Annotated in this window: 21 protein-coding genes and 3 pseudogenes; 17 read left to right on the forward strand and 7 right to left on the reverse strand. The window is 63.1% G+C overall.

What is annotated here, in order from left to right; all coding sequences use genetic code 11:
• From BMI01S_RS29420 to BMI01S_RS38280, 3 genes and pseudogenes are all read right to left on the reverse strand, one after another.
• Positions 1-260 (reverse strand): annotated as a pseudogene (locus BMI01S_RS29420) (hypothetical protein); the annotation flags it as partial.
• 835 nt (positions 261-1,095) lie between these two features.
• A pseudogene (locus BMI01S_RS29430) lies at positions 1,096-1,497 on the reverse strand (TAXI family TRAP transporter solute-binding subunit); the annotation flags it as partial.
• A 59-nt stretch (positions 1,498-1,556) separates the two neighbouring features.
• Complete coding sequence (locus tag BMI01S_RS38280) at positions 1,557-2,102, reverse strand: hypothetical protein (protein ID WP_154671377.1); 546 nt, start codon at positions 2,100-2,102, stop codon at positions 1,557-1,559.
• A gap of 826 nt (positions 2,103-2,928) precedes the next feature.
• Between BMI01S_RS38280 and BMI01S_RS39490 the strand changes: the two are divergent.
• Both BMI01S_RS39490 and BMI01S_RS41150 read left to right on the forward strand, forming a co-directional pair.
• A pseudogene (locus tag BMI01S_RS39490) lies at positions 2,929-3,105 on the forward strand (methyl-accepting chemotaxis protein); the annotation flags it as partial.
• A 980-nt stretch (positions 3,106-4,085) separates the two neighbouring features.
• Positions 4,086-4,250: a hypothetical protein gene (locus BMI01S_RS41150; RefSeq protein ID WP_154671376.1), complete on the forward strand. Its 165-nt coding sequence runs from the start codon at positions 4,086-4,088 to the stop codon at positions 4,248-4,250.
• A gap of 196 nt (positions 4,251-4,446) precedes the next feature.
• Here the strand turns inward: BMI01S_RS41150 and BMI01S_RS41155 are convergent, their stop codons facing one another.
• A complete protein-coding gene (locus BMI01S_RS41155) occupies positions 4,447-4,665 on the reverse strand; it encodes a hypothetical protein (protein ID WP_154671375.1) in 219 nt (72 codons plus the stop codon).
• A gap of 613 nt (positions 4,666-5,278) precedes the next feature.
• Here BMI01S_RS41155 and BMI01S_RS29445 point away from each other — a divergent pair.
• Positions 5,279-5,569, forward strand: coding sequence for a co-chaperone GroES (locus tag BMI01S_RS29445; RefSeq protein ID WP_028213162.1), 291 nt, complete (start codon positions 5,279-5,281; stop codon positions 5,567-5,569).
• Positions 5,570-5,614: 45 nt separating this feature from the next.
• Positions 5,615-7,255, forward strand: a complete 1,641-nt coding sequence (gene groL / locus BMI01S_RS29450; RefSeq protein WP_028232228.1) for a chaperonin GroEL — start codon at positions 5,615-5,617, stop codon at positions 7,253-7,255.
• 165 nt (positions 7,256-7,420) lie between these two features.
• Here the strand turns inward: groL and BMI01S_RS29455 are convergent, their stop codons facing one another.
• Positions 7,421-8,266, reverse strand: coding sequence for a hydroxymethylpyrimidine/phosphomethylpyrimidine kinase (locus tag BMI01S_RS29455; protein ID WP_028232227.1), 846 nt, complete (start codon positions 8,264-8,266; stop codon positions 7,421-7,423).
• A gap of 293 nt (positions 8,267-8,559) precedes the next feature.
• On the opposite strand from BMI01S_RS29455, the gene BMI01S_RS29460 reads away from it, so the two are divergent.
• Positions 8,560-8,730 carry a rubredoxin gene (locus BMI01S_RS29460; protein ID WP_028232226.1) on the forward strand — a complete coding sequence of 57 codons (171 nt, stop codon included), beginning with the start codon at positions 8,560-8,562 and terminating at the stop codon, positions 8,728-8,730.
• Positions 8,731-8,842: 112 nt separating this feature from the next.
• Here the strand turns inward: BMI01S_RS29460 and BMI01S_RS41160 are convergent, their stop codons facing one another.
• Entirely contained in the window at positions 8,843-9,007 is a 165-nt protein-coding gene (locus BMI01S_RS41160; RefSeq protein ID WP_154671374.1) for a hypothetical protein, read from the reverse strand.
• Between the two features lie 20 nt (positions 9,008-9,027).
• Between BMI01S_RS41160 and BMI01S_RS29470 the strand changes: the two genes are divergently transcribed.
• The 7 genes from BMI01S_RS29470 to BMI01S_RS29500 all read left to right on the forward strand — a co-directional run bounded on the left by BMI01S_RS29470 (position 9,028) and on the right by BMI01S_RS29500 (position 15,962).
• Positions 9,028-10,521: a hypothetical protein gene (locus BMI01S_RS29470; protein WP_028232224.1), complete on the forward strand. Its 1,494-nt coding sequence runs from the start codon at positions 9,028-9,030 to the stop codon at positions 10,519-10,521.
• 239 nt (positions 10,522-10,760) lie between these two features.
• Positions 10,761-11,339, forward strand: coding sequence for a YqgE/AlgH family protein (locus BMI01S_RS29475; protein ID WP_028213166.1), 579 nt, complete (start codon positions 10,761-10,763; stop codon positions 11,337-11,339).
• The gene (ruvX, locus tag BMI01S_RS29480; protein WP_028232223.1) at positions 11,336-11,770 is read left to right on the forward strand and encodes a Holliday junction resolvase RuvX; all 435 of its coding nucleotides are present in this window, start codon (positions 11,336-11,338) and stop codon (positions 11,768-11,770) included. Before BMI01S_RS29475 ends, ruvX begins: the two co-directional genes overlap by 4 nt.
• Positions 11,771-11,922: 152 nt before the next feature.
• Positions 11,923-12,942, forward strand: coding sequence for an aspartate carbamoyltransferase catalytic subunit (locus tag BMI01S_RS29485; RefSeq protein WP_028232222.1), 1,020 nt, complete (start codon positions 11,923-11,925; stop codon positions 12,940-12,942).
• Positions 12,943-12,981: 39 nt separating this feature from the next.
• On the forward strand, positions 12,982-14,271 hold the full coding sequence (locus tag BMI01S_RS29490) for a dihydroorotase (protein ID WP_028232221.1): 1,290 nt from the start codon (positions 12,982-12,984) through the stop codon (positions 14,269-14,271).
• 55 nt (positions 14,272-14,326) lie between these two features.
• Positions 14,327-15,103 (forward strand): lysophospholipid acyltransferase family protein, encoded by a 777-nt coding sequence (locus BMI01S_RS29495; RefSeq protein ID WP_081723533.1) that lies wholly within the window; start codon positions 14,327-14,329, stop codon positions 15,101-15,103.
• A 43-nt stretch (positions 15,104-15,146) separates the two neighbouring features.
• Complete coding sequence (locus BMI01S_RS29500; RefSeq protein WP_028232220.1) at positions 15,147-15,962, forward strand: 2OG-Fe(II) oxygenase; 816 nt, start codon at positions 15,147-15,149, stop codon at positions 15,960-15,962.
• A 21-nt stretch (positions 15,963-15,983) separates the two neighbouring features.
• Here BMI01S_RS29500 and BMI01S_RS29505 read toward each other — a convergent pair whose 3' ends face one another.
• Positions 15,984-16,835, reverse strand: coding sequence for a symmetrical bis(5'-nucleosyl)-tetraphosphatase (locus BMI01S_RS29505; protein ID WP_028232219.1), 852 nt, complete (start codon positions 16,833-16,835; stop codon positions 15,984-15,986).
• 404 nt (positions 16,836-17,239) lie between these two features.
• On the opposite strand from BMI01S_RS29505, the gene rfbB reads away from it, so the two are divergent.
• From rfbB to BMI01S_RS29530, 5 genes are read left to right on the forward strand one after another with little or no spacing between them, the layout of a single operon-like run.
• Positions 17,240-18,301 carry a dTDP-glucose 4,6-dehydratase gene (gene rfbB, locus BMI01S_RS29510; RefSeq protein WP_028232218.1) on the forward strand — a complete coding sequence of 354 codons (1,062 nt, stop codon included), beginning with the start codon at positions 17,240-17,242 and terminating at the stop codon, positions 18,299-18,301.
• A gap of 11 nt (positions 18,302-18,312) precedes the next feature.
• Positions 18,313-19,206 carry a glucose-1-phosphate thymidylyltransferase RfbA gene (gene rfbA / locus BMI01S_RS29515; RefSeq protein WP_028232217.1) on the forward strand — a complete coding sequence of 298 codons (894 nt, stop codon included), beginning with the start codon at positions 18,313-18,315 and terminating at the stop codon, positions 19,204-19,206.
• A complete protein-coding gene (rfbC, locus tag BMI01S_RS29520; protein WP_028232216.1) occupies positions 19,191-19,742 on the forward strand; it encodes a dTDP-4-dehydrorhamnose 3,5-epimerase in 552 nt (183 codons plus the stop codon). The genes rfbA and rfbC overlap by 16 nt, the downstream gene beginning before the upstream one ends.
• Positions 19,735-20,643, forward strand: a complete 909-nt coding sequence (gene rfbD / locus BMI01S_RS29525; protein ID WP_036046268.1) for a dTDP-4-dehydrorhamnose reductase — start codon at positions 19,735-19,737, stop codon at positions 20,641-20,643. Before rfbC ends, rfbD begins: the two co-directional genes overlap by 8 nt.
• Positions 20,643-21,551 (forward strand): glycosyltransferase family 2 protein, encoded by a 909-nt coding sequence (locus BMI01S_RS29530; RefSeq protein WP_028232214.1) that lies wholly within the window; start codon positions 20,643-20,645, stop codon positions 21,549-21,551. The genes rfbD and BMI01S_RS29530 overlap by 1 nt, the downstream gene beginning before the upstream one ends.
• Positions 21,552-21,603: the final 52 nt, after the last annotated feature.

Raw genomic sequence — 21,603 nt, forward strand, 5'->3', positions numbered from 1 at the left:
CAAAGAAGCCATAGCTTCCTGGGAGCATTGGCGGATTGTGACCGGCGCCGCAACCGCGTGTCGATGTTCACCCGCTGTGCAATCTGCTCGTTTAGGTAGGCGCGCCCGCGCAGCGACCAGACGAAACACAGGAAGATCGATAGTGGACTTTCCTTGACGAGCACGAAGAAGGTTTCGAAAAACAGGTCGGTGCGCGTGAGCGATCCGTTCAGGTCCACGCACAGCGGGACGGGGTGGGCTGCTGGCGTGGGCATTTTCATTCTGAGTGCCGGGACAGGAACAGGTGGATCGGTTGTTGGCGCGTTGGGCGGAGCGCCGCACAGGCGGCATGTGCGCGGCCCGCGATCCAGCAGAGGATCGTATCTGTGGTGGCGTGTCGCCTCTGAGCTGCAAAGCACACGCGCTCAAGCAAACACAAAGCGCTAACCCAGCTGGTATTCGTGAATTAGTCGATCACCAGACCCAGTGCGTCGCCGGCGAGTCGACCAGCTTCGCCATGAAAGAGTGCATTCGCGGCGAATTCCACGGTCTAGAAAAGGAGCGTCGTGCCGAGCGCCATGGCAGCGTATAGCGAGAATGTGCGCACGCCGTGTGCGACACTTTGGTGTTCATACCGGAATATCCAGACCTTCTGAGCAGATATTTGACGACAAGCCCGACACCTGTGCCTGCGCACACCGAAAGTGGCACCGCGTACGGGCCTTGGTACAGGTGAAAGGCGAGGCTCTGACTGCCGAGATTTGCGCCGATTGAAATGGCGGCGAACGGCGCGTACCAGAACACGAGGCGCGTGCGGCTGAGCGACATGCTGGCAGTGGGGCTGCTGATAGCGTACTCCTCTGTAACGCCGCGCCGGGCAGTTACCTCAGGAGAAACGATATTTGGCGTCGCTGGACGCGAGGCTGGCCAACTGGGTGGTGACCTCGTGGTCAGAGCGCTGTATTTCTATCGCATCCGTGAGCGGAGCTGTGTCACGTGGCTGAACAAACGTGCCATTTGTCGGGACTGTGCGCGTTCCGCCGCCTGTTGGAAGATGTCCATTCTGTGTCAGATTACTTGCACAGGAGCAGCAGGCGCTCCTGGTCCGACCATGGACGTTTTTATCGGCGAATCGCTACGCACGACGAAGTAAATCCGTTCCTCATAGGGCGGCATGATGAGCCGTCGCGGCCTTATGAGCTGGCCTGCCTCTTCGTTGCCGGAATTGGCCATATCGACGTAGGCCTGGTAGACGTCCGACTGCAATGCGAGATTCACGCCGAGGTCGAAACGCATGCTCTGCACCTTTTCGGCCGAGCCTTTCGATGGAATCACTTCGAGGTCGATGCCGGCTGTCGGTGCGACCCATTTCGCCAGGTCCTGGCCGATTTGAATGTTCGCCCCGCGCTCCGGGCCCGTTACGATCTTGTAGTTCGCGTCAACTCCGGCGGCGAGCCCGGACGTAGAAAGAAGCTGGGTGATCAGCGCCGCCGGTCCTGCGAGTATCGCTTTCAGGATGGTCTCACTCCCGCCTTGATGTGCGTTGTACGAAAGACTTAAATATTCCAGAATTCTCTTCAATGAGTTGATTCGGAGGATGGCGCGTGCTTGCGCCCACTCTGGCGAATGGCGCGCTGCTGAGCATCGACGCGGTTGTCGTTGCTGTCCACACCGGCGGCGTCGGCTGTTGAGGAATTGCTCGCGGCGGTTGTCGTAACGCTCGCGCCTGGATTGCCAAAGTTCGGGATATTCCCGCTCGCCGATATGTTCTCGGCGTCCGGCAGCGGGGGTGAGGACGCAACTGCGTTCGGGTCGTTCGGTACGGCCGGCCTGCGGGCAGCCCAATCCTGCGACGAAGGCAGCGGTACTGGGCTTGCGCCGCGCGGCAGTGGCCTAGCCGGGTCAGCCTGCGCGGCGCCATTTGGCGAACGCAGCGGGGACCAACCCGTCGCCACGATGGCGCGCTCCATCAACGATCGCGCGTGCAGGCTGCCCGGATCAATCGCGAGCGCCTCCGATGCCTTTTCTCGCACGCAACCCCAGGCGCGTTGCGAGGCACATCGGTCAGCGCTTTGCAACGCGTTATCACGGCGTTGCTCCTCCGGTGCACTGTCGCGCTGCATCTCTCGCGCTCCCTGATTGTTCGCGTCACGCGCGAGTGCGGTATTCGCGTTTGGCAAGCTTTTCTCCGCGAGGCTCGCACGCGAGGCGCGCACTTCTCTTTGCTGCCCGCGTCTTTCGCCGTACAGCAGAAATGCGGCGTATGCAATTGCGACGATGAGCCAGATGAGCAATACGCCCTTCACGAAGAGCCCTTTACCCGTGTGCCAGAACGGCCGCCGATCCGCGAGCTGATAGTGGTGCAAATAGTCAGGCAGCACCGACCGGCGAGTGGATGGGGACCCGCCGGCAAGCGATACCTTTGTGACGGCAGGCGTAGGCGCAGCCGCGGAGATTCTTAACGCGGTTTTCGGGTGCGCGTGCGCATCCGTGTCGAATGGACGCTCCGTGCAGCAGTAAGGGCAGGAATCTACGGACTGATAGAGCAGTCTGCCACAGCGCCTGCATGCTGCGAGGAAGCTCTGGTCATGAGCAATCTGAGCGGACATGATAACGTCTCACCATTATGGCGACGCCATTTTCGGCATGTTCAGGATCGACGTTGAAGCGATCGGCGAGGCCGCGCGAAACCAACGATCTGCATGCGCAGGAGAGCGGAGCGGCGGTGCCGGACCGGGCGCAGCCGTTTACATGATGATATGAATGATTTTGCGCTGCGCAAATTGCCAGTGTTGGCTGCCGCACATAGGCGCTGCTCGCGGTCGAGATCGCCACTGGCGATCTGGACGTCGATTTTGACCAGGCGAGAGCCGCTGCCGGCAGCGTGCTCGCGGCGCTCGGCCGGATGAAGACGCGGCTCACCGCCACGATTGCCGAAATCCAGTCGGCGACCCACTCGCCGGCATCATGGGTGAGATTTCGGCCGCTTCAGACGAGCAAAGTGCCGGCACCGAACAGGTCGGCAATGCCATCACGCAAATGGATGAAGTGACCCAGCAGAACGCCGCGCTCGTCGAGCAGGCCGCACGCCTGAGAGCCGCGGTATCGGTGTTGCGGCGTGGTTGATTCCCGGATTGGCTAGGCCAACCAGACTTCAACGCCAGGACTTTTGCAGATCGTCCCTAGGATACCTTCGTCGCACTACAAACTTTCTGTTCGCCGCCTCGAATACCCGCGACGAGGATCGTGCACAACGAAGGGTGGCTAGGCTCGTTCCTTCCGTCTCAATTTGATAATTTCGAGATTTTCAAATTTTCCTTCGAGATTTTTGGGGAGGGTTGCGTCGAGAAACTTGCGGATGACCTTCACATGGAACGTCGCCGGCAGTCACTCGGCTATGTTCGGCATTTAACGGAGACGCGACCACGTGAGGCGCTACCCTGATTACGCTGTAATCGGGTCGGGGAACGCACCCGACGAGCTCTCCAGCCGGGAGTCAAATCATGTGGTACTACGATGCGGGCGATGAATCGGACTTCGCGGATGCGCCAAGCACCTGCGTGGACATTGTGATCCTTGCTATCGGCGTTGTTCTGTACGTGGACGCTGGAGAGGAATTCCCTGGTAGCCCGGATGGCCGCCGGCTACTTGCCAGCAGAAGGTGGGCTACCGACGAGGGTTGCTTGGATCGGGCTCGCGTGTCGCTGCGCACGTAGCTACCCGAGCGCCGCCGGCAGCTTCGAGCGCATGATGACGCGGTAGACATCGCGCTCGGGAATCAAAACCATATTTTGATTTCCGCAGGCAGTAGGGAGGGTGCGTTTCACACACCCCTTTCAGCGGGTGGCAATTGCAGTCTGCTCGGCGGAATCGAGGGGAGCGCACATTGCTCGCGCCGGCGGCCTCCAGTGGGGTCGCAGCATAGGTGAATGCCAATCGCTGCCAACTAGCTTGCATTCGGGTACGACTCCCACGCCTGCGTCAGGAGTCGTGGATTGTCATGCTGGGGAGCTGGCCCAACCCACCTGTGAGTCCCCGGAGGGGAGATGCTCGGACTTCAATACACGAGGCTGGCGCTGGACCACTAGAGAAAGTGGCTTCCGAAGATGTACCTGGAAATGAAGAAGGACGGGACGCTGAACGAGCAGGCGCAGAAAGCCAGCAAGGACGCAGCCTGGCAACTGGCGTCGCTGATGGAGGCGGGATACCAAAAGCACGAGGCGGAAGAAGTGGTGCTGCCGGAGTACATTCTCCTGCCGCCGGAGAAGTAAAGGCCTGCGCGCAGGCGGCCTTTAGGCGTGTGTGCCAAAGACGCTCGTCTCACATAGCGGTGGTCGCGACCGACCGTAGTGATTGAACTCGCCCTGGAGCCGGCCAGTTGACGGGTAACAAAGTACATGAGGCAACAGGCATCGTTTGGCAGCAGAAATCTTGAGTCAATGCGCCGGCCATGCTGCTTGACGCTCTCTACCGAATTTTGTTTCCAGGACTAACGGCAGTTTCTGGTGGGTTTATGACGACCAGTTCATCGTGGATTTCGCTCCCCACCCGGGATATCGAGTGGTGGATCAGATGGATGCGCACGGCTGGTTGCCACCGTTCAGAACAAAAATACTCGTGCTCGCGCGGGAGAATTCGCTTGCCGTAGACAGCGGGCGACGCGCGCGCCAGCACGTCGAGGTTCATGGAGAATAAACCTGCCCTGTGGCTTTAACCCAAAGCTCCAGCAGCGGCTGGGCGAGTTTGCCGTTGTGCCCACGCAGTTTGGGGGGATTCGTGGTGCGATTTCTGTCTACAGCCGGATGCACGCGGCTGCTCCAATGAAGCTCATATGGCCCCCCGTGGCCGCCCCTCAATAGGGGCGGCCAGGAGGCCTCTCAATGATTATCAACTCCAGTCCGCAAGCGTGTTACCGATTGCGGCTAGATTGGGGTTTTCCCTCTGGTGGGCGAGCGTTTGCGGAAAGGGGCGCCAGAAATGCCGGAGCGGTGGGCTGCATGTACGATGCCCCAGTTCGGTTGCCTCCTTCCTAAGTGACTGTTTTATTGTGTGTTTTCCGTCGAGCGGCAGGCTTCTGGTTCAAACTTAGGCGAACAAGGTTCAACGTTGAGTGAATCTCGAAAGCAGGATTTCCCCTTCCGCCCCCCTTCTTGAATTTGTCACTGCCCGTCCATATAATTAGCACTCACCGCACGAGAGTGCTAACAACTCTGGTGCTAACCGAATCTCTGGCTGGCGGTTACCGGCAGCCAGGTTTTCTTGAGTCTCTTCAAGTCCTAAATCAAGAGAGGATCTATCCATGAACCTTCGTCCTTTGCATGATCGCGTGATCGTCAAGCGCCTGGATCAAGAAACCAAGACCGCTTCGGGCATCGTGATCCCGGACGCAGCGGCAGAAAAGCCGGATCAAGGTGAAGTCCTGGCCACGGGCCCGGGCAAGCGCGACGACAAGGGCGCCCTGATCGCGCTCGACGTGAAGGTCGGCGATCGCGTCCTGTTCGGCAAGTACGCTGGTCAGACCGTCAAGGTCGACGGCCAGGAACTGCTCGTGATGCGCGAAGAAGACATCATGGCCGTGGTGAACAAGTAAGTTCAGACCACCGCGTATTCATCAAGAATCCCAAGGAGTTAGAAGATGGCAGCTAAAGACGTCGTGTTCGGCGATTCCGCCCGTTCCAAGATGGTTGAAGGCGTGAACATTCTCGCCAACGCAGTGAAGGTCACGCTGGGTCCGAAGGGCCGCAACGTGGTTCTCGAGCGCTCGTTCGGCGGCCCGACGGTCACCAAGGACGGTGTCTCGGTCGCGAAGGAAATCGAGCTCAAGGACAAGCTCCAGAACATGGGCGCGCAAATGGTCAAGGAAGTCGCTTCCAAGACCAGCGACAACGCCGGTGACGGCACGACGACGGCTACGGTTCTGGCCCAGTCGATCGTCCGCGAAGGCATGAAGTACGTCGCATCGGGCATGAACCCGATGGACCTCAAGCGCGGCATCGACAAGGCCGTCTCGGCAGCGATCGAAGAGCTGCGCAAGATCAGCAAGCCCTGCACGACCAACAAGGAAATCGCGCAAGTCGGCTCGATCTCGGCAAACAGCGACACGTCGATCGGCGACCGCATCGCTGAAGCGATGGACAAGGTCGGCAAGGAAGGCGTCATCACCGTCGAAGACGGCAAATCGCTGCAAGACGAGCTGGAAGTCGTCGAAGGTATGCAGTTCGACCGCGGCTACCTCTCGCCGTACTTCATCAACAACCCGGACAAGCAAGTCGCCGTCCTGGAAAACCCGTTCGTCCTGCTGTTCGACAAGAAGATCTCGAACATCCGCGATCTGCTGCCGGTTCTGGAACAAGTCGCCAAGGCTGGCCGTCCGCTCTTGATCATCGCTGAAGACGTCGAAGGCGAAGCGCTCGCAACGCTGGTCGTCAACAACATCCGCGGCATCCTGAAGACCGTTGCCGTCAAGGCTCCGGGCTTCGGCGACCGTCGCAAGGCGATGCTTGAAGACATCGCGATCCTGACCGGCGGCCAGGTCATCGCTGAAGAAACCGGCCTCACGCTCGAAAAGGCAACGCTGAACGAACTCGGTCAAGCGAAGCGCATCGAAGTGGGCAAGGAAAACACGACGATCATCGACGGCGCAGGCGAAGCCGTGAACATCGAAGCGCGCGTGAAGCAAATCCGCACGCAGATCGAAGAAGCGACGTCGGACTACGACCGCGAAAAGCTGCAGGAGCGCGTTGCCAAGCTGGCAGGCGGTGTGGCAGTGATCAAGGTTGGCGCTGCGACCGAAGTCGAAATGAAGGAAAAGAAGGCGCGCGTGGAAGACGCGCTGCACGCAACCCGCGCTGCCGTTGAAGAAGGCATCGTCCCGGGCGGCGGCGTCGCGCTGATCCGCGCACGTACGGCGATCGCCGGCCTGAAGGGCATCAACGCCGATCAGGACGCAGGTATCAAGATCGTCCTGCGCGCCATGGAAGAGCCGCTGCGCCAGATCGTCACGAACGGTGGCGAAGAAGCGTCGGTCGTCGTGGCAGCTGTCGCGGCTGGTCAAGGCAACTACGGCTACAACGCAGCGACCGGCGAGTACGGCGACCTCGTGGAAGCCGGCGTGGTCGACCCGACGAAGGTCACGCGCACCGCGCTGCAAAACGCAGCTTCGGTTGCCGGCCTGCTCCTGACGACGGACGCAGCCGTTGCTGAAGTGCCGAAGGAAGATGCTCCGATGCCCGGAGGCATGCCCGGCGGCATGGGCGGCATGGGCATGGACATGTAAGGACGGCTTCGGCCCAATTACATCGACGTGCAGGAAACACACCGCGAGGTGTGTTTCCCGGCCCGAAGAAAAGAGAAAACCCGCAGGGGCGCAAGCCCGTGCGGGTTTTTTCGTTAGTGCGCTTTTGCGCGGCCCGGCATTCCGAAGGAACGCCGCGACCTGACCTTATTGCTGCACTTCCCCCGGCGAGTCCTCGCCGTTGTCCGCGTCGTTGCTGCGCGCCCAGAAGAAACGATCCGGCAGCCACGCGCCCATACCCGGGCGGAACGCGCTCTGCACCGCCTGATACACGTACTCCTGCGCTTCGCGCACTGCCTCCGGCACTTCCTGCCCGTTCGCGAGCAGCGCGGCAATTGCTGCGCCGAGCGTGTCGGTCAGGCCCATCATCGGCTGCGTGGCGCGGTCCCACAGGTCCTGGCGCAGCTGGCCGTCTTCGCAATACAGCGTGTTGACCACGCGATGCGTGCCCGTCTCCATCGCCAGTATGTATTCGCAGCCGGTGGCGAGCAGGTGCGCAATGGCGGCGTCGACGGTGGGCGCGTCCGCGTCGCCGTCCGGCTGGGCGAGCGCGATCAGCACCGAGGCGTCGGCGACGAGCAGCGTGGTCTGCGGCACGAGCAGGTCCGCCATGGTCTCGCGCAGCTCGTCGGCGGCGAGCACGTGTTCGTCGTCGAGCGTGAAGTCGGGGGCGAGGATGAGCGGCAGGTCGTCGTAGTCGGCGACCACTTCGGCGATCGCGCTCACGACTTCGGCGCGCGCGCCCGCGCCCACCTTGAACGCGGCGATCGGCATGTCTTCGAGCAGCATGCGCGCCTGGGTGGCCACGGTTTCGGGATCGAGCCCGGTCACCTCGTCGCAGCCGGCGGAATCGCGCACGGTGTAGCCGGTCAGCACGGTTACGCCGTGGCAGCCCATGCTGGCGAGCGTGAGCAGGTCGGCCTGGAGTCCGCCGCCGCCCGTCGGGTCGGAAAGGCCGAAGGTGAGAACGATGGGAGGGGTGTCGCTGGGCATGAACGTGGCGAGATGGAGTGGACGTCGGCTGCGGCGCGCCGCGCCGTCGTATGCGAATGCGTCAATTATGCTGCTTATCCTTGCCTCCGGGGGACGGATGGCATCGGCGGCCGAGGGTTTTTGTGCGTCGCACGAGCCCTCAGCGCCAGCCGGTCTCACTTGATCTTTTGCAGGCCAGGTCTCCTCTTGCTAGGCATGGAAACGGCAACAAGGTACCATCATGGCTCTCGATTTCCCCGAGTTTTCTCCGATTTTTTCCCGATTGGTTTCGGACTTTTCGACGCGGCATAAGAATGGAATATAGAAGCTGGATGTGCCTGATCTGCGGCTGGATTTACGACGAAGAAGCCGGTTTGCCAGACGAAGGCATTGCGCCGGGCACGCGCTGGGAGGATGTCCCGGTCAACTGGACCTGCCCTGAGTGCGGCGCGCGCAAGGAAGACTTCGAGATGGTCCAGATCTGAGGCCGCGCTAGCAGGCTGGCGCCCCTCGGGGGCCGCGGCGCGGTCTGATGGCAGTTTCCTGAAGTGTCGCGGGCGTGAATGGCGGTGCGGGCAAGGCGGGTACCGCAATTGCTCACGCCGCGAGCGGCCGCGCAGTCGGGCTGCGCTCCAGCGTTGCACCCGTCGTCGCTTTCGAGTCGCTGTCGTTGGTGTTTTCGTCGGTGTCACTGTTGTCGATCCATCCGTCGACGCTGTTGTCGCGCTGTTGTCGATATCCCCCGATCTGGTCGGCCCGCAAATTGTTCCCGGCGCTGCCCCATGAGCCTTCGTTCAACCACTGTTGTGCGGTTCGAAGCGTTGCCCAATCCGCGCGGCGGCCAGGTGCCGTTCGCGCACGGTGCGCTCGCCCAGGCGCTTGCCGCCCTCGACGGCCAGCGCGACGTCGCCCGGCCGCTGCGCCAGGCGGCCCGCACGCTGCACGACGCCGGCTGGCTCGCGGCCGCGCGCTTTGCCGACACGCTGCTCGTCGCATCGCCACTCGCGCTAGCGGCGCCCGTTGCAGTCGAGCCGCCACCCGGCATGCCGGCGCGCCCGATCCATGCGCCCGAGGAACCGGAGGGCGCCGAAATCCGCCCGCTGTTCCGCGAGGCGCTCCAGGCGCTCAGCGCGGCGCTCGAGCGGCGTAATCTGCGCGAGCAGGCGTGCTCGCCCGCGCTTTACGCACAGCAGCACGCGCTCTTGACGGCGCTTGCGGAGCACGTGCCGGGCATCACGCTCGCCTACGAGGACGTGGCCCTGCAAGGCCGGCCGCTTGCGCCCGCCACACTGCATCCGCAGCCGGCGCAGCGCTTTGGCCAGGTGCGCGCGCGTTACGAAGAAGCGCTTTTGCATGCGCTCAAATCGCGCCTCGGCAACGGCAGCCGTGCGGCCAACGCGCTCGCGCTCGCGGCGTTCGACGAGATGGACGCCTGCATGGCCGAACTCTCGAGTTCCGATCCCTACGACTTCTGGCGGCTTGCCGCGGCGTGCGGACGCACGCTGCGCCGTGGCGTGGTGTCATGGGGCGATGAAGAAGTGCGGCGCCTCTACGCGCGCTGCAATCTGCTGATCGGCGAGCATGCGCGTGGCCTGCGCTTCGCGCCGCAGACGCTCGTGCGCTCGACGCTGGCCTTGCTCTGGCGCGACTACGCGCTGTTCGGGGCCGCCGCGGAAGACACGGCCGACGTCGAACTGCTGCACGATCACGGCCTGACCGTGGAATGGCATGTTGCCGGCACACAGGCATCCGAGGCGCTCTGGGAAGCCGGCAGCGAGCAGGCGGTCGCCCTTGCGGCGCGGGTGGCGCCCACGCGCGAATTGGGCGCGCTGGTGGTGAACGGCAACGCGTATGAAGATTTTCTGCAGACCGCCGATGCGTCGATGGTCGCGCTCGGCACGCACTCGCGCACGCTCGCGTTGCGCGGCGAGGGCGCGGTCGCCGAGCCCGCCGAAGCGCTGGTCGCGGCCGAGGCGGCGTACCGCATCGGCGCCGCCGCCTGGGCGCTCGGTCTCGGCCATGTCGGTCAGCTTGCCGACGCGCTGGGCCTCGCCTGGCGCCGCACCGCGCACGCCGCGACGCTCGCGTCGCCCGCCGCGCGGGGCGCGCCGTCCATCACGCCGCCCGGCGCCGAGGCAATCGAGTACGCGAGCGAGGCGCTGCGGGCGATGCTGCACAAAGTCGCGGCGGGGGTTGCCCAGCCCGACGCCACGCCCGCCGTGCGCGCGCTGGCGGCGGCGATCACTGTCAGCGCCGTGCAAGGTGTGGCGCACTGAATACATTTGAGCTTCGAATCCGCGCGCCGGGCGCGCGGACGGTGACGCGGTTGCGCCGGGCATCGCGCTTGCAGCGCTGCCGATTGCCTTGCGGGGGCATCGTTCGCGCGTGGTAGAGTGAGCCATTCATGCAATGCGCAACGCGAAGCGTCTGGCAAGGGCGAGGCAGCCATCGGGCGCCCGCCGTTTGGCCGGACAGCGCGCCGCCATTGCGCATCGTCTTTGCTAGAATTCAAACCATGTCCAAGAGTAACGATCGCATCAATCTGACCAACCAGTTCCTGATCGCCATGCCGAACATGGCGGATCCCACGTTTTCAGGAACGGTGGTCTACCTTTGCGATCATTCGGAGCGCGGTGCGCTCGGCCTCGTCATCAATCGGCCGACCGACATCGATCTGGAGGCGCTCTTTTCCCGCATCGACCTCAAGCTCGAAATCGAGCCGCTCCTGCATGTGCCCGTGTATTTCGGCGGCCCCGTGCAGACCGAGCGCGGCTTCGTGCTGCACGCACCCGCCCAGGGCACGAGCTATACGTCTTCCATGACGGTGCCGGGCGGGCTCGAGATGACCACCTCCAAGGACGTGCTGGAAGCCGTCGCCAACGGCAACGGCCCCGAACGCTTCCTGCTCACGCTCGGCCATGCGGGCTGGGGCGCGGGCCAGCTCGAGGACGAAATCTCGAAGAACGGCTGGCTCACGGTCGAAGCCGACCCGAAGATCGTTTTCGATGTGCCCGCCGAAGAGCGCTTCGAGGCGGCGCTCGCGCTGCTCGGCATTTCTTCGTCGATGCTCTCCGGCGAGGCGGGCCACGCATGAGCGTGGCTGTTGGGCGAGGGGCCGGCGAGGCCACCTTGCTTGCGTTCGATTACGGCGAGAAGCGCATCGGCGTGGCGCTCGGCAACGCGCTCACGCGCAGCGCCCGGGCGCTCACCGTCATTCCCAACAAGAGTCGCGATTATCGCTTCGAGGCGATCGGCGTGCTGCTGCGCGAGTGGCAGCCCGATCTGCTCGTGGTCGGCCTGCCGTGCCATCCGGACGGCACCCCGCACACCATGACGCAGCAGGCCAGGCGCTTCGGCAACCAGCTCAATGGCCGCTTCAATCTGCCGGTCGTGTGGGTGGACGAGCGCTATTCCTCAGTCGACGCCGAAGCGCGGCTGCGCGAGCGCGGTGCACGCGCCGAGCACGTGGACGCCGAAGCGGCCTCCGTGATTCTCCAGCAGTACCTCGACGAGCTTCCGCTCTGACTTTCCCTCGAGTTGGCCGCGCATCGACCCATGAACGCTCCCGACGCCGAAAGGCTTGACTGCGCCGTGCTCGATGGCAGCGGTAGAGGCAGGGGCGCATGCTCCAGACAAGTCACGCGTTAACACCGGCCATCACATCCAGAATTCATCCGATGAACAAACAGCCCATGCCCGCAGCGTCCCCAGCGGACGACAAGCGATTTCGATACGGCTTCCTGAAGGGCAATCCGCAGCTCACGAAGAACGGCGAACTCAAGCATCTCCTGTCGATCGAGGGCCTCTCGCGCGCGATCCTCACCCACGTTCTCGACACGGCCACGCAGTTCGTGAGCGTGACGGACGGCGACGTGAAGCAGGTGCCGCTGTTGCGCGGCAAGTCGGTGTTCAACCTGTTCTTCGAGAACTCCACGCGCACGCGCACCACGTTCGAGATCGCGGCCAAGCGTCTCTCTGCTGACGTGCTCAATCTGAACATCAACGCTTCATCGACGAGCAAGGGCGAGTCGCTGCTCGACACCATCGGCAACCTTTCGGCGATGCACGCCGACATGTTCGTCGTGCGTCACGCGTCGAGCGGCGCGCCGTACCTGATCGCCGAGCACTGCGCGCCCCACGTGCACGTGATCAACGCCGGTGACGGCCGCCACGCGCACCCGACGCAGGGCCTGCTCGACATGTACACGATCCGCCACTACAAGCGCGACTTCACGAACCTGCGCGTGGCGATCGTCGGCGACATCCTGCATTCGCGTGTGGCGCGCTCGGACATTCATGCGCTCACCACGCTCGGCGTGCCCGAGGTGCGCGCGATCGGCCCGCGTACGCTGCTGCCGGGCGGCCTGGAGCAGATGGGCGTGCGCGTGTTCCATAACCTCGACGAGGGGCTGAAGGACGTCGACGTAATCATCATGCTGCGCCTGCAGAACGAGCGCATGAGCGGCGCGCTGCTGCCTTCGGCGCAGGAGTATTTCAAGAGCTGGGGCATGACGCCCGAGCGCCTCGCGCTCGCCGCGCCCGACGCGATCGTCATGCATCCGGGGCCGATGAATCGCGGCGTCGAGATCGACTCGCAGGTCGCGGACGGCCCGCAGTCGGTGATCCTCGACCAGGTGAGCTTCGGCATTGCGGTGCGCATGGCGGTGATGGGTATCGTCGCCGGCAATAACGATTGAAGCAGACGATTGAAGCGGCGAGAACAACCAAGGCAGCGCATGAAGATCCATATTCAAGGCGGCACGCTGATCAATCCGGCGGCCGGCACCGAAGAGCAGCAGGACGTGTATATCGAAGCGGGCAAGATCGCCGCGATCGGTGCACCGCCCGCGGGCTTCCAGGCAGACAAAGCGCTCGACGCGCGCGGGCTCATGGTCGCGCCGGGTCTCGTAGACCTGAGTGCGCGTCTGCGCGAGCCGGGCTACGAGCACAAGGCCACGCTCGATTCGGAGATGAACGCGGCGCTCTCGGGTGGCGTGACGACCCTCGTGTGCCCGCCCGACACCGATCCCGTGCTCGACGAAGCAGGGCTCGTCGAGATGCTCAAGTACCGCGCGGGCAAGCTCGCGCGTGCGCACGTGCATCCGCTCGGCGCGCTCACGGTGGGCCTCCAGGGGCAGGTGATCACCGAGATGGTGTCGCTGACCGAGGCGGGTTGCATCGGCTTCACGCAGGCCGATGCGCCCATTGCCGATACGCAGGTGCTGCTGCGCGCGCTGCAGTATGCGAGCACCTATGGCTACGCCGTGTGGCTGCGGCCGCAGGACGCCTGGCTCTCGAAGGGCGGCGTGGCCGCGAGCGGAGCGCTGGCGTCGCGCCTTGGCCTCTCGGGCGTGCCGGCGAGCGCCGAGACGATCGCGCTCCATACGCTTTTCGAGCTGATGCGCGTGACGGGCGCGCGCGTGCACGTGCAGCACCTTTCGTCGGCGGCGGGCGTGGCGCTCGTGCGCGCCGCGAAGGCGGAAGGCCTGCCCGTGACCTGCGACGTGACGGCCAACCACCTGCATCTGATCGACATGGACATCGGCTATTTCAACGCGCAGTTCCGGCTCGATCCGCCGCTGCGCCAGCAGCGCGATCGCGAGGCGCTTCGCGCGGGCCTCGCCGACGCCACGATCGACGCGATCTGCTCGCAGCACACGCCCGTGGACGACGACGAAAAACTCCTGCCCTTCGCCGAGGCGACGCCGGGGGCGACGGGCCTCGAATTGTTCCTTTCCCTCACGGTGAAGTGGGCGCAGGAAGCGCGCGTGCCGCTCGCGAAGGCGCTCGCCCATGTGACGTCGGCGCCGGCTGCGGTGATGCAGCGCGAGGCGGGGCGCATCGCCGTGGGCGCGAGCGCGGACCTCTGCGTGTTCGATCCCCATGCGCACTGGCGCGTCGAGCCAAGCGCCCTCAAGAGCCAGGGACACAACACGCCGTTCCTCGGCTACGAACTTCCCGCCGTGGTGCGCGCGACGCTCGTGGCGGGGCGGCTGGGGTACGAGCGTGGCTCCGAACGTGCGTGACAGATTTGTGTCATGTGCGTCTGCTAGCATCGTGCGATTCAGCTATCCGTAGACCATGAGCCTTTTCATCCGCAAGACCCGTCTGCTCGCGCATCTGCTGCGCGGCGCCTGCATCGTGGCGCTGCGCTTTCCGCGTGCCAGCGCCGATCAGCGCCACGCCATGAACCGTGCATGGTCGCTCAAGATGCTCGAACTGTGCGGCCTGAAGCTCGTCGTGCACAACGACTCGGCACGGCTCGACTCGGGCGCGCTCGTCGTGAGCAATCACATTTCGTGGATCGACATCTACGTGATCAACGCGTGGCGGCCCACGCCGTTCGTCTCGAAGGCGGAGATCCGCAACTGGCCGCTGATCGGCTGGTTCGCGCAGAGCCTCGATACGGTGTTCGTCGAGCGCGAGAAGCGCAGCGACGCGAAGCGCATCATGCACGAACTGGCCGATCGCCTCACGCGCGGTGAACTGATGTGCGTGTTCCCCGAAGGAACGACCACGGATGGCCTCGCGCTCAAGCCCTTTCACGCGAACATGTTCCAGGCGGCGGTATCGGCTGGGCGGCCTGTGCAGCCGCTGTGCATTTTGTATGAGGATGCGCAGGGGCGGCAGTCGGTGGCGCCGGCGTATATCGACGATGTGTCGCTGAAACAGTCGCTCGACGCGATGCTAAAGGCCGGCCCGCTGACCGCGCATGTCTACGTGGGCCACGCGATCGAGGCTGGGGACGATCGGCGCAAGCTGGCGGCGCGTGCGCAGGAAGCGGTGGGGCAGGCGCTGGAGGTGATGCGGGGTGAGGGGGCGGATGTGCAAAGACCCCGGACCGTTGAGGTATCGTGACGCCTTTGAGCGTCATCGAAAGCAGAACATCAGAACTGTCATTATGGATCGCACCGAACTCGGCGCGTGCATTGCGGAGCGCCTCGAAGCAGAACGCGCGCGATTGCGCGAGCAATGGACGCAGACAGCGCCCGTCAATCACTTCCATGTCGACGACGTACTCCCGGACGACGTTGCACGTGCAATTCGCGCGGCCTTTCCCGACGCTTCGAAGATGATGTTGCGCAAGAGCCTGCGCGAACTGAAGTACGTTTCGGCGCAAATGGACGCGCATGCGCCGCTGCTCGAAGAGATCATATTCGCGTTCCAGATGCCGCGTGTGGTCGAACTCGTCAAGGAGATCACCGGGCTACGCTCGCTCTATCCGGATGAGCACCTCTACGCTGGCGGCATCTCGATGATGGGGCCGGGCCACTTCCTTAATCCGCATCTCGACAATTCGCACGACAAGGACCGCGAACGTTATCGCGTGCTGAATCTGCTCTATTACGTTTCGCCGGATTGGTCGCTGGAGAAGGGCGGCAACCTGGAAGTCTGGCCGCAGGGCACGAAAGCCGACCCTACGACGATCGTGAGCAGCTTCAACCGTCTCGCCGTGATGGTGACCAACCAGCACTCGTGGCATTCGGTGTCGAAGAACATGAGTTCGGAGCAGCGCTGCTGCGTCTCGAACTACTACTTCTCTGATCACCCGGTGGGCGACGCCGAATACTTTCACCCGACCTCGTTTCGGGGGCGACCCGACGAGCCTGTACGCGACGTCGTGCTGCAGGCCGACGCCGCGGCGCGCGGACTCGTACGCCGCGTCTTTCCCAAAGGTGTGAAGAGCACCAGCCACGTGTACAACAAGAAGCGCTGAAAGGACGTGGCGGCGCGAGGTTCAGCCGCTCGTCGCGCGGCAACTCTCGCATGGCACCTGGGTGAGGAGGCGCTGGGACGGATCTGCGTGGAGGTGCACCGCTGAAAGCTGTTCGCCCCAAACGCAGCCCGAATCGAGCCCAACCACGTTCTTGCGCAAGGTGAGGCCGAGCGCCGCCCAATGTCCGAAGACGACCGTGATGTCGGCTGTCTTGCGTCCGGGCGCGTCGAACCACGGCATATAGCCCGGCGGCGCCGAATCGAGGCCGCCGCTCGTGGTGAAGTCCATCGTGCCATCGCGATCGCAAAAGCGCATGCGCGTGAGCGCGCTACAGGTCACGCGCAGTCGATCAATACCTTTCAAGTCCTTCGACCAGCGGTTCGGCTCGTTGCCGTAGAGGCCCGCGAGCGTCTCCTTCCAGTTGTCGCGCCGCAAGGCTTTCTCGAGTTCGTGCGCGAGCTCCATGGTGAGATCGACATCCCATTGTGGCAGCACGCCCGCGTGCACCATCAGCATGCCGTTCTCATAGTGCGCGATTGGACGGTGGCGCACCCAGTGCAAGAGATCATCGGCATCGGGCGCGTTCAGGATGTCGTCGATGGTGTCGCCCTTTTTCGACTTGCGGATGCCAGCCGACACCGAGAGCAGATGCAGGTCGTGATTGCCCAGTACGGCAACGCCGCGCTCGCCAAGCGCGATGACTTCGCGCAGCGTCTCAAGCGACTCGGGGCCGCGATTGATCAGGTCGCCCGCGAACCACAACGGCGTATGGGCAGAAGGCGCAGCCTTGGCGAGCAGTTCGCGAAACGGTGTGAGGCAGCCCTGAAGATCGCCGAAGGCGAGGGGAGCGGTGAACGGCACTTGCTTGGTCATTAATTCGGAATCAGTTGCGGTACGGCGCGGGAACGAGGAACGACGGTATCACAGGAAAAGTTTTGCCGCGTGGTGCGAAGTCCAGGTGACGCAAGTCATGTATCATCCCTGGCCCCTGCGGCAAGCGCCGGCTCATCGCCCTGGCGCCGCCGCACAGGTTGCCGGGAATGGTTGCGTGAGTGTCAAATCGCAATTTGTCAAGCTGTTTCAAGATGTTAGCGGTATGGTTTTCGCACTCGCTGGCCTTATAATTGTGGGGCATAAAATCAGAGCCAGAGTATGCAAAGTGGTTAAAAGGCGGACAACTGCTCGCCAAACAGCCATTTTTACAGCATTCTTTCAGCCACTCTGCGTCCGGGGTGTGAGGCCAGAGTTGCTATCAAACAGAGCTAGAAAGGAGTTCCATGATTCTCGTAACGGGCGGTGCCGGCTTTATCGGCGCCAACTTTGTGCTTGACTGGCTGCGTCAATCGGATGAAGCCGTTTTGAACGTAGACAAGTTGACCTACGCGGGCAATCTCGGAACATTGCGGTCGCTGCAAGGCAATCCGAAGCACGTCTTCGCACGCGTGGACATCTGCGACCGTTCGGCGCTCGACGCCCTCTTCGCTGAGCATAAGCCGCGTGCGGTGCTGCATTTTGCCGCTGAAAGCCACGTCGACCGTTCGATTCATGGTCCCGCCGATTTTGTTCAGACCAATGTGGTGGGCACTTTTACGTTGCTCGAAGCCGCGCGGCAGTACTGGAATGGTCTGCCCGAAGCGGAAAAGGACGCATTCCGCTTCCTGCACGTGTCCACCGACGAAGTGTTCGGCTCGCTGTCCGCAACCGACCCACAGTTCTCGGAAACCACGCCGTACGCGCCCAACAGCCCGTACTCGGCGACCAAGGCCGGTTCGGACCATCTCGTGCGTGCGTACCATCATACGTATGGCCTGCCCACGCTCACCACGAACTGCTCGAATAACTACGGCCCGTACCAGTTCCCCGAAAAGCTCATTCCGCTGATGATTGCGAACGCGCTCGCCGGCAAGCCCCTGCCCGTGTACGGGGACGGCCAGAACGTGCGCGACTGGCTGTACGTGGGCGACCACTGCAGCGCGATCCGCGAAGTGCTCGCGCGCGGCAGGAGCGGCGAAACGTATAACGTTGGCGGCTGGAACGAAAAGAAGAATCTCGAAGTCGTGCATACGCTCTGTGACCTGCTCGACGAACTCCGCCCGAAGGCAAACGGTTCCTACCGTGACCAGATCACCTACGTGACTGACCGGCCCGGCCATGATCGCCGTTATGCGATCGACGCCCGCAAGCTCGAGCGTGAACTCGGCTGGAAGCCCGCAGAAACCTTCGAAACCGGTCTTGCGAAGACGGTGCGCTGGTACCTGGACAACCAGGCGTGGGCTGACGAAGTCGCTTCGGGCGACTATCGCAAGTGGGTCGAAACGAACTACGCGCAGCGCGCGTAAAGGCAGCAGACATGGCGCGCAAAGGCATTATTCTCGCCGGCGGTTCGGGCACGCGGCTCTATCCGATCACCCATGCGGTTTCGAAGCAACTGCTGCCGGTGTACGACAAGCCAATGATCTACTACCCGCTGTCGACGCTCATGGTCGCGGGCATCCGCGACGTACTAGTCATCTCGACGCCGCAGGATACCCCGCGCTTTGAATCGATGCTCGGCGACGGCAGCCAGTGGGGCATGAACATCCAGTACGCTGTGCAGCCGTCGCCGGACGGGCTTGCGCAGGCGTTCATCATCGGCAAGGAGTTCGTGGGCAACGATCCGTCGGCGCTCATTCTTGGCGACAACATCTTCTACGGTCACGATCTGGCGAAGCAGCTCGAGCATGCGAATGCGCAGGAGGCGGGCGCGACGGTGTTCGCCTACCACGTGCATGATCCGGAGCGCTATGGCGTGGTCGAGTTCGACAAGGGCTTTCGCGCGCTGTCGATCGAGGAAAAGCCAGCGCAGCCGCGTTCGAATTACGCGGTCACGGGCCTGTACTTCTACGACAACCGCGTGTGCGATATCGCGGCGGACATCAAGCCGTCGCCGCGTGGTGAGCTCGAAATTACCGACGTAAATTCGCGCTATCTGAGCGACGGCGCGCTGAACGTCGAGATCATGGGCCGCGGCTACGCATGGCTCGACACCGGGACGCACGACTCGCTGATCGAGGCAGCGACCTTCATCGCGACGCTGCAAAAGCGTCAGGGGCTCGTGGTCGCATGCCCCGAGGAAATTGCGTATCGCCAGTCCTGGATTGATGCGGAGCAGCTGCAGGCGTTGGCCAGGCCGCTCGCCAAGAACGGGTACGGGAAGTACTTGTTGAACATTCTCATGGATCAGGTCGCATGGCCATCACGGTAACCGCTACGGCACTCCCGGAAGTCAAGATCATCGAGCCGAAAGTGTTCGGCGATGCACGTGGCTACTTTTACGAGAGCTTCAACGGCCGCGAGTTCGAAGAACTAGTCGCGCCCGGAGTTCTGTTTGTGCAGGACAACCATTCGCGTTCCGCCAAGGGCGTATTGCGCGGCTTGCATTATCAGATCCAGCATCCGCAGGGCAAGCTCGTGCGAGTGGTGGAAGGCGAAGTGCTCGACGTGGCCGTTGACCTGCGCCGCAGCTCGCCGAACTTCGGAAAGTGGGTGGGCGTGGGCCTCTCGGCTGAGAATCATCGTCAGTTGTGGGTGCCGCCAGGCTTTGCGCACGGCTTCGTTGTGCTGTCGGAGTCTGCGCAGTTTCTGTACAAGACGACTGACTACTGGTTCCCGGAATACGAGCGCAGCATCGTGTGGAACGACGCGGATATCGGCATCGAGTGGCCGATGGACTTCGAACCGCTGCTGGCGGCAAAGGACGCGGCGGGCAAGCGACTGGTCGAAGCCGAAGTGTATGCGTGAGGGTGCGATGGACAACCTGCCGACAATCCTTGTCACGGGCATTAACGGTCAGGTCGGATTCGAGTTGCTGCGCAGCCTGCAGGGCCTCGGGCGCGTGGTCGGTTGCGACCGGGCGGCGCTAGATCTGGACGATCCCGATGCCATTCGCCGCGTCGTCCGCGAACTCAAGCCCGCGCTCATCGTGAATCCGGCCGCCTACACAGCGGTGGACAAGGCAGAGACCGACGTGCGAAGCGCGCAGCGCCTGAATGCAGAGGCGCCACAGGTGCTCGCCGAGGAGGCGAAACGGCTTGGCGCCGTGCTGATTCACTACTCGACCGATTATGTGTTCGACGGCGCGAAAGACGCACCTTACATCGAAACAGACGCGACGAATCCGCAGAACGTCTACGGGCGCACCAAGCTGGAAGGTGAGCAGGCGATCGCGACATGCGGGTGCGATCACCTGATTTTTCGCACGAGTTGGGTTTACGGCCGCCGCGGCAAGAATTTTCTGCTGACTATGCTCAGACTGGGCGCCGAGCGTTCGGAACTGCGTGTGGTTGCCGATCAGATTGGCGCGCCGACGTGGTCGAACACGATTGCGACGACGACCGCGCATATTGTGGCGCAGGGTTTCGCGGCGCGGCGTGCGGGTGACGCCGCGTGGTGGCGTCAGCGTTCGGGTGTTTACAACCTGACGTCGCGTGGCGCGACTTCGTGGCACGGATTCACGCAGGCCATTCTAGGTATCTCGATGGGTGAGAAAGCGCCGAACGTATTGCCGATTTCGGCATCGGAATATCCCGTGCCTGCGAAGCGGCCAGCGAACTCGCGGCTCGCGGGAGACAAGCTCGCGGATACATTCGGTCTGCAACTCCCGACTTGGGATGAGGCCTTGCGTCTTTGCCTCACTTACTGATGAATCTGGGTGTTGCTCGCTGTGCCGGGGCCGGCACGGTTATCGTGTTTTACAGACCGGATGGCGGATGTGTTGCGCGCGCCAATCGGCTCGTGCAATACGGGCCGTGCATCGTTGTCGACAACACAGAGCAGGTGCGTGACGCCGCGTCGCTTGGGCTCGATGCGCGCATCGAGTACATTGCGAACGGCGCGAATCTCGGCATTGCGACGGCCATCAATCAGGGAGTCGCAAGGTTGATCGCGCGTGGCTGCGCCTGCGCCATGCTATTCGATCAGGACAGCGAGCCCGGCGCCGATTTGCTGGAGACGCTTCCGCAGACGCTCGAACACGAGCTCGCCCGTGGCGCCCGCGTGGCGCTCATCGGTCCAGCTTATGAGGACGACCGTCTGGGTGGCATCGCCCCGTTCGTGCGCTTTGGACCGTTGCGTCTGCAACGAATCGCGCCAGTGGGCACGGCACCGCTGGAAGTTGACTTTCTGATTACCTCTGGATCGTGCATCAACCTCGCGGCATGGCCCACCATCGGGCCAATGGACGATTCGCTGTTTATCGATTTTGTCGATCTGGAGTGGTGCGTTCGTGCGCGTCTTAAGGGCTATTCCGTGCTCGGTGCACCTGCTCTGAAACTGGCCCATTCCTTGGGCGGCGAGCCTGTGCGCGTGTTCGGCCGGGCCTATCCAGGGCATGGTGCGCTGCGTCACTACTATCAGTTCCGTAACGCCATCGCACTGATGAAGCGTGGCTACATGCCATGGAGCTGGAAGTCCACCGAACTCGTCAAGCTCCCGGGGCGGCTCATCATTTACGGTTTGTTCATGGCGCCGCGCGCCGAACATCTGGGGATGTCGCTACTCGGCGCCTGGCATGGTCTGACTGGCAAATTGGGGGCGTTGCAGCGGCGGTAAGGCTGCTGACGCCTGATCTATTTCTCTTGACCCGGTGATACCGGGAGTCCGC

The organism is Paraburkholderia mimosarum LMG 23256 = NBRC 106338 (assembly GCF_000739815.1).
Classification (GTDB): domain Bacteria; phylum Pseudomonadota; class Gammaproteobacteria; order Burkholderiales; family Burkholderiaceae; genus Paraburkholderia; species Paraburkholderia mimosarum.

Coding starts and splice junctions, on each gene's coding strand:
- BMI01S_RS38280 (WP_154671377.1), bottom strand. CDS start 2,102: ATGCAGCGCGACAGTGCACCGGAGGAGCAACGCCGTGATAACGCGTTG.
- BMI01S_RS41150 (WP_154671376.1), top strand. CDS start 4,086: ATGTACCTGGAAATGAAGAAGGACGGGACGCTGAACGAGCAGGCGCAG.
- BMI01S_RS41155 (WP_154671375.1), bottom strand. CDS start 4,665: ATGAACCTCGACGTGCTGGCGCGCGCGTCGCCCGCTGTCTACGGCAAG.
- BMI01S_RS29445 (WP_028213162.1), top strand. CDS start 5,279: ATGAACCTTCGTCCTTTGCATGATCGCGTGATCGTCAAGCGCCTGGAT.
- groL (WP_028232228.1), top strand. CDS start 5,615: ATGGCAGCTAAAGACGTCGTGTTCGGCGATTCCGCCCGTTCCAAGATG.
- BMI01S_RS29455 (WP_028232227.1), bottom strand. CDS start 8,266: ATGCCCAGCGACACCCCTCCCATCGTTCTCACCTTCGGCCTTTCCGAC.
- BMI01S_RS29460 (WP_028232226.1), top strand. CDS start 8,560: ATGGAATATAGAAGCTGGATGTGCCTGATCTGCGGCTGGATTTACGAC.
- BMI01S_RS29470 (WP_028232224.1), top strand. CDS start 9,028: ATGAGCCTTCGTTCAACCACTGTTGTGCGGTTCGAAGCGTTGCCCAAT.
- BMI01S_RS29475 (WP_028213166.1), top strand. CDS start 10,761: ATGTCCAAGAGTAACGATCGCATCAATCTGACCAACCAGTTCCTGATC.
- ruvX (WP_028232223.1), top strand. CDS start 11,336: ATGAGCGTGGCTGTTGGGCGAGGGGCCGGCGAGGCCACCTTGCTTGCG.
- BMI01S_RS29485 (WP_028232222.1), top strand. CDS start 11,923: ATGAACAAACAGCCCATGCCCGCAGCGTCCCCAGCGGACGACAAGCGA.
- BMI01S_RS29490 (WP_028232221.1), top strand. CDS start 12,982: ATGAAGATCCATATTCAAGGCGGCACGCTGATCAATCCGGCGGCCGGC.
- BMI01S_RS29495 (WP_081723533.1), top strand. CDS start 14,327: ATGAGCCTTTTCATCCGCAAGACCCGTCTGCTCGCGCATCTGCTGCGC.
- BMI01S_RS29500 (WP_028232220.1), top strand. CDS start 15,147: ATGGATCGCACCGAACTCGGCGCGTGCATTGCGGAGCGCCTCGAAGCA.
- BMI01S_RS29505 (WP_028232219.1), bottom strand. CDS start 16,835: ATGACCAAGCAAGTGCCGTTCACCGCTCCCCTCGCCTTCGGCGATCTT.
- rfbB (WP_028232218.1), top strand. CDS start 17,240: ATGATTCTCGTAACGGGCGGTGCCGGCTTTATCGGCGCCAACTTTGTG.
- rfbA (WP_028232217.1), top strand. CDS start 18,313: ATGGCGCGCAAAGGCATTATTCTCGCCGGCGGTTCGGGCACGCGGCTC.
- rfbC (WP_028232216.1), top strand. CDS start 19,191: ATGGCCATCACGGTAACCGCTACGGCACTCCCGGAAGTCAAGATCATC.
- rfbD (WP_036046268.1), top strand. CDS start 19,735: ATGCGTGAGGGTGCGATGGACAACCTGCCGACAATCCTTGTCACGGGC.
- BMI01S_RS29530 (WP_028232214.1), top strand. CDS start 20,643: ATGAATCTGGGTGTTGCTCGCTGTGCCGGGGCCGGCACGGTTATCGTG.